This window comes from Limnobacter sp. MED105 (assembly GCF_000170915.1).
Lineage (GTDB): Bacteria > Pseudomonadota > Gammaproteobacteria > Burkholderiales > Burkholderiaceae_B > Limnobacter.
This window is the reverse complement of sequence record NZ_ABCT01000002.1, coordinates 39,790-54,651: the sequence shown is the minus strand read 5'-3', so window position 1 is coordinate 54,651 and position 14,862 is coordinate 39,790. Positions and strand designations below refer to the sequence as shown.

Annotated in this window: 13 protein-coding genes; 5 read left to right on the top strand and 8 right to left on the bottom strand. The window is 54.1% G+C overall.

Going from position 1 to position 14,862, the window contains the following annotated elements:
- Positions 1 to 61: 61 nt before the first annotated feature.
- Both LMED105_RS03120 and LMED105_RS03115 read left to right on the top strand, forming a co-directional pair.
- Positions 62 to 1,150: a phospholipase A gene (locus LMED105_RS03120; RefSeq protein ID WP_198006785.1), complete on the top strand. Its 1,089-nt coding sequence runs from the start codon at positions 62 to 64 to the stop codon at positions 1,148 to 1,150.
- A complete protein-coding gene (locus tag LMED105_RS03115) occupies positions 1,147 to 2,016 on the top strand; it encodes a hypothetical protein (protein ID WP_008248087.1) in 870 nt (289 codons plus the stop codon). Before LMED105_RS03120 ends, LMED105_RS03115 begins: the two co-directional genes overlap by 4 nt.
- On the opposite strand, the gene LMED105_RS03110 is transcribed toward LMED105_RS03115, so the two are convergent.
- From LMED105_RS03110 to LMED105_RS03080, 7 genes are all read right to left on the bottom strand, one after another.
- A complete protein-coding gene (locus LMED105_RS03110) occupies positions 2,013 to 3,917 on the bottom strand; it encodes an ATP-binding cassette domain-containing protein (protein WP_008248086.1) in 1,905 nt (634 codons plus the stop codon). The genes LMED105_RS03115 and LMED105_RS03110 overlap by 4 nt on opposite strands.
- Before the next feature lie 17 nt (positions 3,918 to 3,934).
- The gene (locus tag LMED105_RS16075) at positions 3,935 to 4,780 is read right to left on the bottom strand and encodes an NUDIX domain-containing protein (RefSeq protein ID WP_008248085.1); all 846 of its coding nucleotides are present in this window, start codon (positions 4,778 to 4,780) and stop codon (positions 3,935 to 3,937) included.
- Between the two features lie 10 nt (positions 4,781 to 4,790).
- Positions 4,791 to 5,915 (bottom strand): rod shape-determining protein RodA, encoded by a 1,125-nt coding sequence (gene rodA, locus LMED105_RS03100; RefSeq protein WP_008248084.1) that lies wholly within the window; start codon positions 5,913 to 5,915, stop codon positions 4,791 to 4,793.
- Positions 5,912 to 7,846, bottom strand: coding sequence for a penicillin-binding protein 2 (gene mrdA, locus LMED105_RS03095; RefSeq protein ID WP_008248083.1), 1,935 nt, complete (start codon positions 7,844 to 7,846; stop codon positions 5,912 to 5,914). The genes rodA and mrdA overlap by 4 nt, the downstream gene beginning before the upstream one ends.
- Positions 7,843 to 8,367 carry a rod shape-determining protein MreD gene (gene mreD, locus LMED105_RS03090; protein WP_008248082.1) on the bottom strand — a complete coding sequence of 175 codons (525 nt, stop codon included), beginning with the start codon at positions 8,365 to 8,367 and terminating at the stop codon, positions 7,843 to 7,845. The genes mrdA and mreD overlap by 4 nt, the downstream gene beginning before the upstream one ends.
- Complete coding sequence (gene mreC, locus LMED105_RS03085; protein WP_008248081.1) at positions 8,357 to 9,352, bottom strand: rod shape-determining protein MreC; 996 nt, start codon at positions 9,350 to 9,352, stop codon at positions 8,357 to 8,359. The genes mreD and mreC overlap by 11 nt, the downstream gene beginning before the upstream one ends.
- A 64-nt stretch (positions 9,353 to 9,416) precedes the next feature.
- Complete coding sequence (locus LMED105_RS03080) at positions 9,417 to 10,460, bottom strand: rod shape-determining protein (protein WP_008248080.1); 1,044 nt, start codon at positions 10,458 to 10,460, stop codon at positions 9,417 to 9,419.
- A 233-nt stretch (positions 10,461 to 10,693) separates the two neighbouring features.
- On the opposite strand from LMED105_RS03080, the gene gatC reads away from it, so the two are divergent.
- The 3 genes from gatC (at position 10,694) to gatB (ending at position 14,005) form a co-directional block, all read left to right on the top strand.
- On the top strand, positions 10,694 to 10,993 hold the full coding sequence (gatC, locus tag LMED105_RS03075; RefSeq protein ID WP_008248079.1) for an Asp-tRNA(Asn)/Glu-tRNA(Gln) amidotransferase subunit GatC: 300 nt from the start codon (positions 10,694 to 10,696) through the stop codon (positions 10,991 to 10,993).
- Between the two features lie 63 nt (positions 10,994 to 11,056).
- Positions 11,057 to 12,553, top strand: a complete 1,497-nt coding sequence (gatA, locus tag LMED105_RS03070) for an Asp-tRNA(Asn)/Glu-tRNA(Gln) amidotransferase subunit GatA (RefSeq protein WP_008248078.1) — start codon at positions 11,057 to 11,059, stop codon at positions 12,551 to 12,553.
- A 12-nt stretch (positions 12,554 to 12,565) separates the two neighbouring features.
- Positions 12,566 to 14,005 carry an Asp-tRNA(Asn)/Glu-tRNA(Gln) amidotransferase subunit GatB gene (gene gatB / locus LMED105_RS03065; protein ID WP_008248077.1) on the top strand — a complete coding sequence of 480 codons (1,440 nt, stop codon included), beginning with the start codon at positions 12,566 to 12,568 and terminating at the stop codon, positions 14,003 to 14,005.
- A 59-nt stretch (positions 14,006 to 14,064) separates the two neighbouring features.
- Here gatB and LMED105_RS03060 read toward each other — a convergent pair whose 3' ends face one another.
- Positions 14,065 to 14,847: an exodeoxyribonuclease III gene (locus LMED105_RS03060; protein WP_008248076.1), complete on the bottom strand. Its 783-nt coding sequence runs from the start codon at positions 14,845 to 14,847 to the stop codon at positions 14,065 to 14,067.
- Positions 14,848 to 14,862: the final 15 nt, after the last annotated feature.

Below are 14,862 nucleotides of genomic sequence, written 5' to 3'. Positions count from 1 at the left end.
TTAAGAATTGTAACCAAATGTGAGAGTATCTAGCCAACCAAGCTTGATGCAGTACGCGATTATGAATAAAACCCTACTTGTAGCGCTGGGCCTTTTCGGCTTGGGCGGCTGGGCCAACGCCCAGGACATTCAAAATAAAACCCTGGATGAAGAAGCACTCCGGGCTTGCCTTTTTCTTGAGGACGACCAACTTCGCCTGCGTTGCTTTGATGATGCCACAGGCAGAAGCCTGGTGGTCAAAGATGGTTCCGCTCCTGAAGCAGCTGCAGCCATTGATGGCGGGCTGTTGTTGTACAAACGCAGCGAAGACACCACCCTGAGCTGGCTGGATCGCCGTTGGGAGCTTGCCCCTTCAGCCAAACGGGGTACCTTCTCCATTCGCCCTTACCAGCCGGTTTACCTGTTGCCGGTGTATCACAACAAATCACCGAACATTCGCCCCACCAGCCCGAACCCCGCCAACACAGTGCAGCCGGGAGACGCACCCGAGAATCTGGACCGCAACGAGTTGAAGTTCCAGCTTAGCCTGAAAACCAAAGTGATGGAAAACATGTTTGGTGACAATGGCGACTTGTGGTTCGGCTACACGCAATCCAGTCGTTGGCAGGTCATGAATCAGGACATCTCCCGCCCATTCCGGGAAACCAACTACGAACCAGAACTGATTTTCACCTGGCGTTCCAGCTGGAGCGAGTTCAGGGAAGCCACGGGTTGGGAGCCACGCTTGCTGGGCTTGAGTCTGAACCATCAGTCCAACGGACGGGCTTTGCCGCTGTCGCGATCCTGGAATCGCTTGATCGGCATGGTCGGGTTTGAGCGCGAGAACACCATGGTTCAATTTCGGCCCTGGTTACGCATTGCCGAAGATGCCGCTGAAGATGACAACCCTGACATCAGCGACTTCATGGGTCGTGGCGACATGCTGCTGGTCCACAAGCACAATGGCCATGAATATTCGCTACTGACCCGGCATAATTTTCGAGGTGGCGATGAGTCTCGGGGGGCGGTTCAGTTCGACTGGGCTTTCCCCCTGACCAGTAATTTGCGTGGCCATTTGCAATACTTCACTGGCTATGGCGAAAGCCTGATTGATTACAATTACAAATCCGATTATTTGGGTGTGGGTTTGTCATTGGTGGGGTGGTATTGAAAGTGTGGTTAAAGTGTGCCTTTGTTGCCGGCCTGTTGTTTGCTGGGGTGGCACAGGCCAATGAGCCTGTTGTTTTTGTGCTGGCCGCCTCCGACAAAGTGGTCGTTTCCAATCCAAAAGGTCAGCAATACAGCGCCCTTCCCACCCAGCGCCTGTTGCATGGTCATACAGTTGCAGTGCCCAAGGGGCAACGTTTTTCAGTGCTGGTGTTGAACACCGGCAACCGCCGGGTGTACAACGGCCCTGCCCAACTCAAGGTGATTGCCGACACTGTTCGCGTGCTCAGTGGGCCTGCTGTAAAAGTGTTTCCAGTCGAACAAGCGCATCTGGATTTGATTGATCAATGGATCAACCTGTATGCCCGCCCGCGCGGTGTGTTGCCGGTTAAAGGTGAGAAAGCTGACGCGACCGAAGACAAGTCCCTTCGTGTTTTGCGACCCATTGACGGATCGCTGCTATTGACCCGTAACCCGGAATTTGTATTTCAGGGCGACTTGCCTCGGGAAGGCAACTTGATGTTATTTGATTCAAAAGGCAAGCGATTTTGGGTGGAGCCTCTGGAGAGCGAGTATGTGAGCTTGCCGCCTGCTGCCAAATTCGAGTGGGGTCAAAGTTTCACTTGGGAAGTACGGCGCTTGACCGGTGGCCGCGTGGTCAGTGGCAGTTTTCACATTGCCAGTGAAGAAACTGCACGCAGCCTGCTGGAGGCACGGGTGCCAGACACAGCGGGCACCATGCCCGAGGCGAAGTTGTTTTACGGCATGCGCCTGCAACTGGCCAAAGCCTTCAAGGAAGCCAATGAGGTGTGGGAATCTTTGGGCATGGAATTGACCACGCAAGGTCAACCCAGCCGAATTCGTCCTTAGCCGTCCAGTTCTTCCCAACGGGCATACGCTGCGAGCAGTTCATTTTCCAGTTCAACCATGCGGGCTTGAGCTTGAGTGACCACGCTGGCTTCTTGTTGATAAAAATTGGGGTCGCCAATTTTTGCCACCAGTGCTTCCTGTTCTGTTTCCAGTTTCTCGATCAGGGCGGGCAGCATTTCCAGCTCGCGTTGTTCTTTGTAGCCCAGTTTTTTGGTTTTCTTTGCAGGTGTCGCGGGCGCGGCCACTGCGGGGGCTGCAGGTTCAGCCTTCACCTCAAAACGTTCTTTGCCCACATGGGCCCATGGGTCAGTGGTGCGCTGGCGCAACCAGTCGTCATAACCCCCCACGTAATCGCCGACCACACCATTGCCCTCAAACACCAGGCAGCGGGTCACGATCTGGTTCAAAAACTCCCGGTCGTGACTCACCAAAATCAGCGTTCCCTGGTAAGCCATCAGTTTTTCTTCCAGCAATTCCAGCGTTTCAATGTCCAGGTCGTTGGTCGGTTCGTCCAGCACCATCACGTTCGACGGCGTTGAAAACAACTGCGCCAAAATCAGCCTGGCGCGCTCACCACCCGACAAACTGCGCACGGGTTGGCGGGCACGGTCGGGCGTGAACAAAAAGTCTTGCAAATAGCCGATCACGTGCTTGGCCTGACCGTCAATCGTGATGAATTCCTTGCCAGCACCAATAATTTCAACTGCAGTGTCTTCTTCATTGAAGTGGCTGCGCAACTGGTCGAAGTAGGCAATTTCCAGTTTTGTGCCCAACTTGATGTGGCCTGAATCGGGTGGCAACTGCCCCAGTAGTACTTTCAGTGCCGTGGTTTTGCCTATGCCGTTGGGGCCCAGAAAACCGATTTTCTCACCACGCAAAATGGTGTTGGTGAAGTTGCGCAAAATTGGCAAGTCACCCAGCTGCTTATTGATGTCGGTTAATTCAGCGACCACTTTGCCGCTGCGCTCCGCTTCCTGCACCTGCACTTTTGCAGTACCCACTACATTGCGGCGGTCAGAAAACTGCTTGCGCATTTCCATCAGGGCGCGCACGCGGCCTTCGTTGCGGGTGCGTCGCGCCTCAATACCACGGCGAATCCACACTTCTTCTTCAGCCAGTTTCTTGTCAAAAAGCGCATGGGCCTTTTCCTGCGCGTGCATGAATTCAGCTTTGCCCTTCAAGAAACCTTCGTAACCGCCCGACCAGCTTTTTAGCATGCCGCGGTCCAGGTCGCACACCCTTGTGGCCAGCTTGCGCATGAATGAACGGTCGTGGCTGACAAAAATGACCGCACCTTTGAATTGGCGAATCTGCTCTTCCAGCAATTCAATGCTGGGAATGTCCAGGTGGTTGGTTGGTTCATCCAGCAACAGCACATCGGGATTGCTGACCATGGCCTTGGCCAGCATCACCTTGCGCTTCATTCCGCCCGACAACTTGGCAAAGGGCAAATCCGCAGGCAACTTCATGCGGCTCAGCATTTGATCCACTTCACTTTCCAGGTGCCAGCCGTGGTGTTCGCCCAATTCATGTTGGGCTTCTTCAAGCACTTTGGCTTGTGCGGGTGTCAAAGAATCATGATCCAGCGGGCCCAGTGTGCGGCTAACGCTGATGTGCTTGCCCAAAGCGCCAAAGCCTTGCGCTACTACATCAAAAATGGTGTCGTCGTGTTCTTGGGGTACGGCCTGCTCAAGGCAAGTCATGCGCAAACCGTCCTGCTTGATCACCAGGCCATCTTCAGGCGTGGTTTCACCAGTCAGAATGCGAAACAGTGTACTTTTCCCGGTGCCGTTGCGGCCTACCAGGGCAACGCGCTCACGTTCTTCAATTGAAAAATCAACCTGATCCAGCAGCACCGTCGTACCAATCCGGTACGTGGCGGCTTTTAAACCCAACAACATGTTTATTCCTTTCGTGTTTATTTGGCGGTGGCCAGGCCCAGTGCACAGCACAGGGCTGCATCGGGGGTGAATTGCCAGGCGTTGATGGCTTCAACGCAGGCATTGGGCGTCATTAACTGGAATGCGCCAACCTCGCCATCGCGGTTTTTGGGGCGTCGCCCCGGCTTTAATTGGCCATGAAACAAAATGACTGTTTCGTGATGCCAGCCACCATACAGCAAGGGGCGGCTTAACACCAGTTCATGCGGGGGTAAAGGTTCAATCCAGGCAAAATCGTCTGAATTCAGCCCGGCTTCCTCGTCCAGTTCACGCCACAGTGTGCTGTCGACACTTTCGGCGCTGGCAATGCCGCCTGCTGCCAGGTTGTCCAGCATGCCGGGGTTTTCATGCTTGCCCATGGAGCGCACACCCGTCCAAACACAGCCTTTGTGGTTTTTCACGTGAACATGCACGGCGCGGCTGCGAAACCCCAGCGTTTTGAACAGGGCCCGCTCTGCGGTGGCCAATACTTCACCCTGTGAATTCATCACCAGCTGCTCTTCATGCCGCCAGCCAGGCACCAGGCCCAAGGCCTGTAGCATGTTGCCAGCAGTGGCCAGCTTGGCACTCAGTACCTGCGGCCCAGTGGTGTGGGTGCACTCAATTCCGTGGTGGGTACCCGTGCAGGTCAGGCCCGCTGCATTGAATACATTCTCGAGGGTTTGTTGGTGTTGCTTGTCCCAATAGCCCAAGTGCTCGCCATTGAGCAGCCACGGGGTAAATTGGTGGGCGGGTGCGCTGGTATTGTCGCGCCAGCGGTTGATGAACGGTTGGAACTGCACTGGCAAGGCGTTTTGCAACCAGGCTTTGCTTGCGTTAATCATGGCAAGGCCTTCAGGTTTGAATCAATTTTTTGGTGTTTTGAATGCTCATCAAAATACCGGCACCCATGCCCAAAGTCACCATTGCGGTACCCCCGTAACTCATCAGGGGCAGGGGCACGCCTACCACGGGTAAAATACCACTGACCATGCCAATATTGACAAACGCATACGTGAAGAAAATCAAGGCCATGGCACCAGCCATTAGACGAGAAAACAGAGTGGGGGCATTGCCTGCAATGACCAGGCCTCGCACAATCAGGCAGGTGTAAAGCGTCAATAGCACCAGGCAGCCGAGCAGGCCAAACTCCTCAGCAAGCACCGCAAAAATAAAGTCGGTGGTGCGTTCGGGAATAAACTCAAGGTGTGTTTGGGTGCCCTGCAAAAAACCTTTGCCGGTAAATCCACCCGAGCCCACGGCCACTGTGGATTGAATAATATGAAAACCCTTGCCAAGTGGGTCTTGTGTGGGGTCTAGCAAGGTGAGCACCCGCTGGCGCTGATAGTCGTGCATCAGTGTCCAGAATAGGGGTAGGCTGGCCAGAAACAATCCAGTGAGCCAGGCCAGCACTTTCCATGACAAACCTGCAAAGAAAATGACAAAGAAGCCTGAGCCCAGCACCAGCAAGGCAGTGCCCAGGTCAGGTTGTTTCAAAATCAAAACACCGGGTATGGCCAGAATAATGGATGCCACGGCGAATTCTCGCCAGCCGGATACATTCTCCCGCTGCTGGAAAAACCAGGCCAGCATCAGTGGCATGGCAATCTTCATGATCTCAGAGGGTTGAATCCGGACAAAGCCGAGATTCAGCCAACGTTGCGCGCCTTTTGATATGTCACCAAACAATTCAACAGCAACCAGTAAAACGACACCCACCACGTAAAGCGGCACGGCGATTCGCATCAAAAACTGGGGTTTCAGGTTGGCGGTTACCCACATCACCAAAAATGCAATCAACAAGTTGCGCGAATGATCGATAAATCGACCTTCGAAATCAAATGCAGCGCTGTACTGGGTGATCAGGGCGAACAAGACAAGCGACAGCAAAATGGTGCTGAGCACCGGGTCAAACACAGTCAGGAATGGTTTGATGCGTGGCCAAATGGGCTCGCGTTGAATGGCGCGGGTTCGGTTCACGGCCGGGACTCCCTGCTGGACGTTGGGTTGGCAGTTTGCTCAGGCACCTGGGGGGTGGGCAATGCAATTGAGGGGTCGTTCTCCGCTTCAATTTGCCAGTAGGTGTCTAGCACTTTCTTAATGGCTGGCGCGGCCGACTGACTGCCAAATCCACCATTCTCTACGATTGCAGCCAAGGCAATGCGTGGTTGCTCCATGGGCGAAAAGGCAATAAACCAACCGTGGTCGCGCAGCCGTTCTGCCGAGGCCGCTCGGTCTTTGTAGGTTTCGCCTTGTTTTAGTCCAAACACCTGCGCAGTTCCTGTTTTGCCCGCCACTTCATAGCTTACGTCCTTGAAAACACCCCGGGCCGTGCCTTCGAGTACGGCTCCCCGCATACCCAGCTTGACTGAATCAACATGGCGTTGTTGCAAGTTTAGCTGTTTAAAAGCTTCCAATGGTTTTTCGGTCACCTGGCCGCTGACCGGGTTCTGGAAGGCCCGAACCAGCCGGGGTGTCGCATTCATGCCGCCACTGGCCAGCACCGCTGTGGCATGGGCCAATTGCAATGGGGTGTAATTGTTGTAGCCTTGCCCAATGGCCACTGAAATGGTTTCGCCCGAGTACCAACGCTGTGCTTCGGCTTTTTTGAATGCACCCGCTTTCCATTCCCGAGAGGGCAGCACGCCTGTGCGCTCGCCGTCCAGGTCGATGCCAGTGCGCGATCCAAAACCAAAGCGCCCCATGAACTCCGAAATAATGTCGATGCCCATCTCGCTGCCCAGCATGTAGTAGTAGGTGTTGCAAGACTCGGCAATCGACTTGTACATGTCCACCATGCCGTGCCCACCAATTTTGTCATCCATGAACCGGCGTGAACCAAAATCAAAGTAGCCGGGGTCGCGCAGCGTGCTTGATGCGGTGCGAAAGCCTCGTTCCAGTGCGGCCAGGGCCATAAAGGGCTTGAATGTAGAGCCAGGCGGGTAGGTGCCCGCCAAAGGGCGATTCAGAAGAGGGCGGTCAATGCTTTCATTCAGCAGCTTCCAGTTTTCGGAATCAATGCCTTCCACGAACAGATTGGGGTCAAAGCTTGGCGCACTCACCATGGCTAGAATGTCGCCGTTGCGGGGGTCGATTGCCACCAAAGCGCCTCGTTTGCCATCCAGCGCTTTCTCGGCCGCCTCTTGCAGGCGAATATCGATAGACAACATCAGGTTTTCACCTGGCACTGCGGGTGAGCGCGACAGAACACGCACCGCACGGCCACCCGCCGAGGTTTCTACTTCTTCAAAACCGGTACGCCCATGGAGTTGGGTTTCATAGCGCTTTTCCAGGCCGTCTTTGCCAATATAGGCGGTGCCTCGATAGTTGTTGGTTTGGTCCAGTTCTTCGATCCGTTCCTGGTCTCGTGCTGAAATTCGACCGATGTAGCCCAGCAGGTGCGCTGCATGGGGGCCGTAGGGGTACTGGCGAAACAGGCGTGCACGAATTTCCACGCCGGGGAAGCGGAAGCTTTGTACCGCGAAACGCGCCACTTCTTCATCGGTGAGGCGTGTGCGAATCGGAATCGACTCGAATCGTTTTGATTCAGCCCGCAGTTTTTTGAATCGTCTGCGATCCAGTGCTGAAATTTCAACAATCTTGCCCAGCTCATCGATCATTTCGTTGAGATTGTCGATTTTCGAGGGCGTAATTTCGAGCGTGTAAGCAGAGTAATTGTTGGCAAGCACCACACCATTGCGATCCAGAATCAGCCCGCGGTTTGGAACCAGCGGAACAATGGTAATTCGATTGTCTTCGGCTTTGGATTGATATTTGTCGTAGCTGATCACCTGCAACCACAGCAAGCGCGCCACCAACACGAGGAACAACAGCACCACAAAGAGCCCGGCCAGAAACAACCGAAACCGGAACTGTTTGATGGCTTGTTCTGGGTGATTAAACTCGGTCATATCGGACGGTCGTTGTCACGGTTTTCTGGAAGTTTTTGTGGCGCGAGCAGCAAGAACTGTGTGAGCGGCCACAAAGCGGCTGTCAGCACGCTTTCCGAAAATATCCAGGCACCGGGAAATGTGCCGCCGAACATGACCCGAATAGCAACTGTGATCGCTTGCGCGGCCAGCAGCAAGGGAAAAATGTGGGCCGCTTGCATCATTGGAGAAAACCACATCACCCGGCGATGAATGGTGATTGCGAAGTAGGAAAGCAGGGTGTAAGCCAGTGCATGCTCACCGAACACGCTGGCCGAATGCACATCCACTGCTGCGCCGAAGCACCAGGCCACGCCAATACCAATTCGTCGTGGCTGCCGAATATTCCAGAACACCAGTACCAATGCCAAAAGATCGGGTGTGACCCAATTTCGGTCGATGGGTATGAATTTGAACAGCAGGGCTGCCAGCAAGGAGAATGCAATGAACCAGGGGTTCACCGGGCGCAAAATTTCGGAGTTGCCAAATGGATTAATTGCCACTGCCAGCCTCCGTTGTGTTTGGGGGGGTAGGTGTGGTGGCTGGCGCTACGTTCGCAGCAGGCGGGCTTGTTGTCGGTATTGTTGTTGTGGGGGCGGTGCCACTGGGCGTTGGTGCGCTCGCGCCAGGTTGAGCGTCCGTAACAATCTTCTCGCGAAAGGTGTCAAGCACCAGCACAAAACGGTGGCGTTCTACGCCAGCAATGGGTTCACAAAAAATGCTGGCAAAGGCATAACGCGAATTGCGTTCTACCCGAATGACTCTGGCCACCGGAATGCCGCGGGGGTACACCCCGTCCAGTCCGGATGTCACCAAAAGATCGTTGTTTTCAATGTCGGCATTCGCCGCCATGAAGCGGAGTTCGATCAATCCACCGTCCAGCCCGCCATAGGCCACACTGCGGATACCGTTGCGCAGATTTTCAACTGGAATAATCTGTTCTTTGTCAGTGATCAGGCTGACTTCGGCTCGGCTTGGAAATGCGCGGGTAACCTGGCCCAGCAGGCCCAGTTCATCAATCACCGGCATGCCTTCTTTCACACCCTGAATCAAACCTTTCCCAATAATTATTTTGCGGGAGAATGGGTCGCGCGCGTCGCTGACGATTTCGCTGAGAATGGAGCGTTTTACTTTCAGGGTGTTGCCCACATTCATTAGCTTGCGCAGCTTCTCGTTTTCCTGGCGCAGGGTTTCCAGCTCATGCAGGCGTTGCTTGTCCTGCAGTTGCTCGAGAATCAGGGTTTTGTTTTCAGATTGAAGGGTGTCAAGTGAAGACGCATAATCAACGCCAGCCTGGCTCCATTCGATGGGCAGGCTGGCTATTTTTTGCAGGGGGTAAAGCACGGTACCCACTGCTTTGCGCACCACTTCCATGGCAGCAAATCGTGAATCGAGAAACAACAAACCCACCGAGAGCGCGACAAAAAAGGCCAGCCGCACGCGTGCGGATGGGCCTTGTTTGAACAACGGTGGTGGTGTGTACTCCATAGGCTTTTAGCCGGTTCAATGCAGGGCTATTTAACAAGCCGGAGTTCGAACCGTTTTACGTTACTTACTCACTGGTGAAAATGGTGCCCAATTTGTCCATGCGTTCCAGAGCCAGGCCACAACCGCGAACCACGCAAGTCAGTGGGTCTTCAGCCACATGCACTGGCAGGCCGGTTTCTTCCATCAGCAGGCGGTCTAGGTCGCGCAACAAGGCGCCACCACCGGTCAGCATCATGCCGCGTTCTGCAATGTCAGCACCCAGCTCGGGGGGTGTTTGTTCAAGTGCAGATTTAACTGCGGACACAATCGCATTCAGTGGTTCGGTCAGAGCTTCCAGAATTTCATTCGATGAAATCGTGAAGCGGCGAGGAATGCCCTCGGACAAGTTGCGGCCAGTCACTTCCATGTCTTTCACTTCAGAGCCGGGGAATGCTGAACCAATTTGTTTCTTGATCGCTTCGGCAGTGGGTTCGCCGATCATCATGCCGTAGTTGCGGCGAATGTAACTGATAATGGCCTCGTCAAACTTGTCGCCACCCACACGCACGCTGCCGGCGTACACCATACCGCCCAGGGAAATAATGCCCACCTCGGTGGTGCCGCCTCCAATGTCGACGACCATGGAGCCTGATGCCTCAGACACCGGCAAGCCAGCACCGATTGCAGCCGCCATGGGTTCTTCAATCAGGTAAACCTGGGACGCTCCTGCACCCAATGCGCTTTCACGAATGGCGCGGCGTTCAACTTGCGTAGACCCGCAGGGCACGCAAATGATTATTCTGGGGCTGGGTGAAAACAGACGGCTTTCGTGAACCATCTTGATAAATTGCTTGAGCATTTGCTCAGTCACGGTGAAGTCGGCGATCACGCCGTCTTTCATGGGGCGAATGGCCTCGATGTTACCTGGTACTTTGCCCAACATTTGTTTGGCTTCCAGGCCAACCGCGGTGATGGTTTTTTTACCGTTGGGGCCGCCTTCCTGACGAATGGCAACCACAGAGGGCTCGTCGAGAACGATGCCTTTGGTGCGGGCGTAAATTAGCGTGTTGGCCGTGCCCAAATCAATGGCCAAATCGTTTGATAAGTAGCTGCGTAGAAACCCAAACATGGTGATGTTCTAACCTGTGTTGTGTAGTTGGAGAGCTGCCAAGCCCGCGAAGCTCAAAGTTGTCTAGAAGTTGTCCGGTTCGCCACTATTTATGGGACTTCACTTGTCAAGTGGCGTAGCTACCGATGATAACCTATAAAATAAGCAGACTTTGAACAACACAGACTTTCACCAAGCGGCTTTTGCATCATTTAGAAGCGATGCTCAGGCCTGCTGGTCGGCGGAGAAAATTTATGTCCCTTGATTCCGGACAAATTGCAAAAATTGCGGCCTTGTCGCGCTTGAAAGTGGCGCCTGAGCAAGCCCAGGCCCTTGAGCAACAATTGAACAACATCATGCAACTGGCCGATCGTTTGAGCAGTGAAAACACCGAAGGCGTAGAGCCCTTGGCGCATCCCATCTCACTGATTCAGCCCATCGCATTGCGTTTGCGCGAAGATGCCGTAACTGAAGCTGACAACCGCGCCGCCAATATGGCCAACGCGCCAGCGGCCGAGAAAGGTTTGTTTTTGGTGCCCAAGGTAATTGAGTAGTTGTTCATTGAAAAGTTGTACCCCCTAATTTTGCAAATCTGACATTGGAATGTGGTTTTAAGCATGTCTTCCAAACTTCAAAGTATTTCCACGCTTCGCACCTTGCTTGACGAGAGAAAGGCGAGTGCCACTGAACTGGCCCAAGAAGCCCTGCGCGAAGCGGGCCAGCAATCCAGGTTGAACGCATTCGTGGATGTTCGCGATGACCTCACCCTTGAACAAGCCAAGGCCGCGGATGCGCGTTTGGCTGCAGGTGAAACGGGTGCCTTGCTGGGTATTCCCACTGCACACAAAGATATTTTCGTGACCAAGGGCTGGACCAGCACAGCAGGCTCGAAAATGCTGGCGGGTTACCAAAGCCCCTTTGACGCGGAGGTGGTGTCGCGCTTGAATGCCGCAGGCACGGTGAGCATCGGCAAACTGAACTGCGATGAATTCGCCATGGGCTCATCGAATGAAAAAAGTGCCTATGGTCCTTGCCTGAACCCTTGGGACACTCTGGCTGTGCCCGGTGGTTCGTCTGGCGGTTCAGCTGTGGCGGTGGCTGCAGGTGTAGTGCCATTCTCAACAGGTACCGACACCGGTGGCTCAATTCGCCAGCCTGCGTCACTGTGTGGCATCACCGGCATCAAGCCCACCTATGGCAGTTGCAGTCGCTTCGGCATGATTGCTTACGCAAGCAGCCTGGACCAGGCCGGCCCCATGGCCCACAGTGCCCGCGATTGCGCTTTGGTGCTCAACGCCATGGTGGGTTTCGACGCGAAAGACAGCACCAGCGTGCAGCGCCCCGCAGTTTCTCAAGGCGTGAATGAAGACTTCACCGTTGGCTTTGGAAAGCCCCTTCGCACCGGTGATGCTGCAAAGCCGCTGGCAGGCGTGCGCGTAGGTTTGCCCACAGAGTTTTTTGGTGAGGGTTTAGCCCCCGATGTGCGTGCCCCAATCGATGCGGCATTAAAGCAGCTCGAATCCATGGGCGCCACACTGGTGACCATCAGCTTGCCTCGCACTGAATTGTCCATTCCAGCTTATTACGTGATTGCGCCTGCCGAAGCCAGTTCAAACCTGTCTCGTTTTGATGGGGTGCGATATGGTCACCGCGCGGCCGACTACACCGATCTGAAATCCATGTACGAGAATTCTCGCAGTGAAGGCTTCGGTCTTGAAGTACAGCGCCGCATCATGGTGGGTGCCTATGTGCTGTCACATGGTTATTACGATGCGTATTACCTGCAGGCCCAGAAAATTCGCCGCTTGATCGCTCAAGATTTTCAGGCTGCTTTCCAGCAGTGCGATTTCATTGCTGGCCCAGTAAGCCCAACGGTGGCTTGGAATCTGGGCGAGAAATCTGCCGATCCGGTGCAGATGTACCTTGCCGATATTTACACGCTGAGCACAAGTTTGGCTGGCTTGCCCGGCATGAGCGTGCCAGTGGGCTTTGGCGATAAAAATCGCCCCGTGGGCATGCAGCTGATTGGCAACTATTTCAAGGAAGGGGAATTGCTGGCCTTGGCTGACCATTACCAAACCGCCACCGATTGGCACCTTCGTACTCCATCTTAAAAGGATCGCACCATGCAATGGGAAATTGTGGTGGGTCTTGAAACCCACACCCAGTTAACAACTGAATCGAAAATTTTCTCCGGCGCCAGCACTGCATTTGGAGCCGAGCCCAATGCCCAAGCCTGTGCTGTGGATTTGGCACTGCCTGGTGTGTTGCCCGTGATGAACAAAGCGGCAGTTCAGCGCGCCATTCAGTTTGGTCTCGCGGTGGGCGCCAAGGTGGCCGAGCATTCCGTGTTCGCCCGCAAAAACTATTTCTATCCCGATTTGCCCAAGGGCTATCAAATCAGTCAGTTTGAAATTCCAGTGGTGCAGGGCGGTACGGTCAGCTTTTTGCTGGGCGACCAAATGAAAACAGTGCGCCTTGTTCGTGCGCATCTTGAAGAAGACGCGGGCAAAAGCCTGCACGAAGATTTCGCCGGCCAATCCGGGATCGACTTGAACCGCGCAGGCACGCCCTTGCTTGAAATTGTGACTGAACCTGACATGCGTTCGGCCGAAGAAGCAGTTGCCTACGCCAAAACCTTGCACACACTGGTTACGTGGCTTGGTATTTGCGATGGCAATATGCAGGAAGGCAGCTTCCGCTGCGACGCCAACGTGTCGGTTCGCCCAAAAGGCGAAAGCAAGCTGGGCACCCGTTGTGAAATCAAAAACCTGAACAGCTTCAAGTTTTTGCAAGCCGCCATTCTGTATGAAGCGCAGCGCCAAATCGAAATCATCGAAGATGGTGGTGTGATCAAGCAGGAAACCCGACTTTACGATCCTGATCGTAACGAAACCCGGTCCATGCGCAGCAAGGAAGATTCGGAAGACTACCGTTATTTCCCAGATCCAGACCTGCCTCCCTTGGTGATTTCGCCGGAATGGGTAGAGCAAGTTCGTGCCGAAATGCCCGAATTACCAGGCCAAAAGCAGGCGCGTTACACCGCTGACTTGGGTTTGAGTGAATACGATGCGGTTACGCTTACAGGCAGCCGCGCCATGACCAATTTTTTCGAGGCAGCGCTGGTTGCCGCAGGCAATGACAAAGCCAAGCCCTTGGCCAACTGGTTGCTGGGCGAGTTCTCAGCCAATTTGAATCGCGACGACAAAACACCAGCCGAGTCGCCGATTACACCGGTGTTGATGGCGGCTTTGGTGAAGCGCGTGGTGGACGGCACTTTGAACAACAAAACTGCGAAAGTGGTGTTTGCCGCCTTGTGGGAAGGCAAATATAGCGACGTGGATGCATGTATCAAAGGCGAGGGTTTGGAACAAATTTCCGACTCGGGTGCTGTTGAAAAAATGATCGATGATGTGTTGGCAGCGCACCCGGGCCCGGTTGCAGAATACAAGGCTGGTAAGGAGGCGTCATTTAACTTCCTGGTGGGTCAGATCATGCGGGCAGCGCGTGGTAAGGCCAACCCGGCGCAGGTGAATGAGATTCTGAAAGCGAAGTTGAGTGACTGAGTTTTCAGTCAACTCGGCAGTGGGTTTGCCTGAATCATCAGTCCTATTGATCGGTCTAGTTACAACGGGTGGTCGTAATCCGCAATCAACGGCGCATGGTCTGAAAACTTCTGGCCCTTGTACACGCTCACTTCCCGAATCGAATCGCGCAGCGCGGGGCTGACCATCTGGTAATCAATTCGCCACCCCACATTCTTGGCATACGCCTGCCCTCGGTTGCTCCACCAGGTGTAGCAGCCGTCGGTTTCTTCGGGATACAACACGCGGTAAGCGTCGATCCAGCCGCGCTTGTTGATCACGTCACCGATCCAGGCACGTTCCTCTGGCGTAAAACCACTGTTTTTCAGATTGCCTTTCCAGTTTTTCAGATCAATTTCCTGGTGGGCAATATTCCAGTCACCACACAGAACAACAGGTTTCTTCTTGCTTTCAAATTCGTCGAAAATTTCAGCAAAATGCTCTAAAAACCTGAATTTTGCCTCTTGCCTCTCTTCTGAGCTGCTGCCGGACGGAAAGTAGATCGACGAAACAATCATGTTCTCGAATTCTGCTGTGACCATGCGTCCTTCTGCATCGAATTCGGCGTTATTCAGGCCATAAATCACGTCAATTGGTTCTACTTTGCAGTAAAGTCCCACGCCGCTGTAACCTTTTTTCTCCGCAGCCTGAAAGTAGCCTTTGTACGCACCGGGTTGCAAATGCTCGGGACCAAGATCAGCCAAGTGGGCCTTAATCTCTTGCACGCACACCACGTCGGCCTGGCTTTGGTTCATCCAGTCGAAAAACCCTTTTGTGTGGGCAGAACGAATTCCATTCAGATTTGCTGAGATAATGCGGGTCATTGTGTGCAGTCAGTT

Excerpts from the sequence above, each read along its gene's own strand:
- LMED105_RS03120 (WP_198006785.1), top strand. The coding sequence starts at position 62 with ATGAATAAAACCCTACTTGTAGCGCTGGGCCTTTTCGGCTTGGGCGGC.
- LMED105_RS03110 (WP_008248086.1), bottom strand. The coding sequence starts at position 3,917 with ATGTTGTTGGGTTTAAAAGCCGCCACGTACCGGATTGGTACGACGGTG.
- LMED105_RS16075 (WP_008248085.1), bottom strand. The coding sequence starts at position 4,780 with ATGATTAACGCAAGCAAAGCCTGGTTGCAAAACGCCTTGCCAGTGCAG.
- mrdA (WP_008248083.1), bottom strand. The coding sequence starts at position 7,846 with ATGACCGAGTTTAATCACCCAGAACAAGCCATCAAACAGTTCCGGTTT.
- mreC (WP_008248081.1), bottom strand. The coding sequence starts at position 9,352 with ATGGAGTACACACCACCACCGTTGTTCAAACAAGGCCCATCCGCACGC.
- LMED105_RS03080 (WP_008248080.1), bottom strand. The coding sequence starts at position 10,460 with ATGTTTGGGTTTCTACGCAGCTACTTATCAAACGATTTGGCCATTGAT.
- gatC (WP_008248079.1), top strand. The coding sequence starts at position 10,694 with ATGTCCCTTGATTCCGGACAAATTGCAAAAATTGCGGCCTTGTCGCGC.
- gatA (WP_008248078.1), top strand. The coding sequence starts at position 11,057 with ATGTCTTCCAAACTTCAAAGTATTTCCACGCTTCGCACCTTGCTTGAC.
- gatB (WP_008248077.1), top strand. The coding sequence starts at position 12,566 with ATGCAATGGGAAATTGTGGTGGGTCTTGAAACCCACACCCAGTTAACA.
- LMED105_RS03060 (WP_008248076.1), bottom strand. The coding sequence starts at position 14,847 with ATGACCCGCATTATCTCAGCAAATCTGAATGGAATTCGTTCTGCCCAC.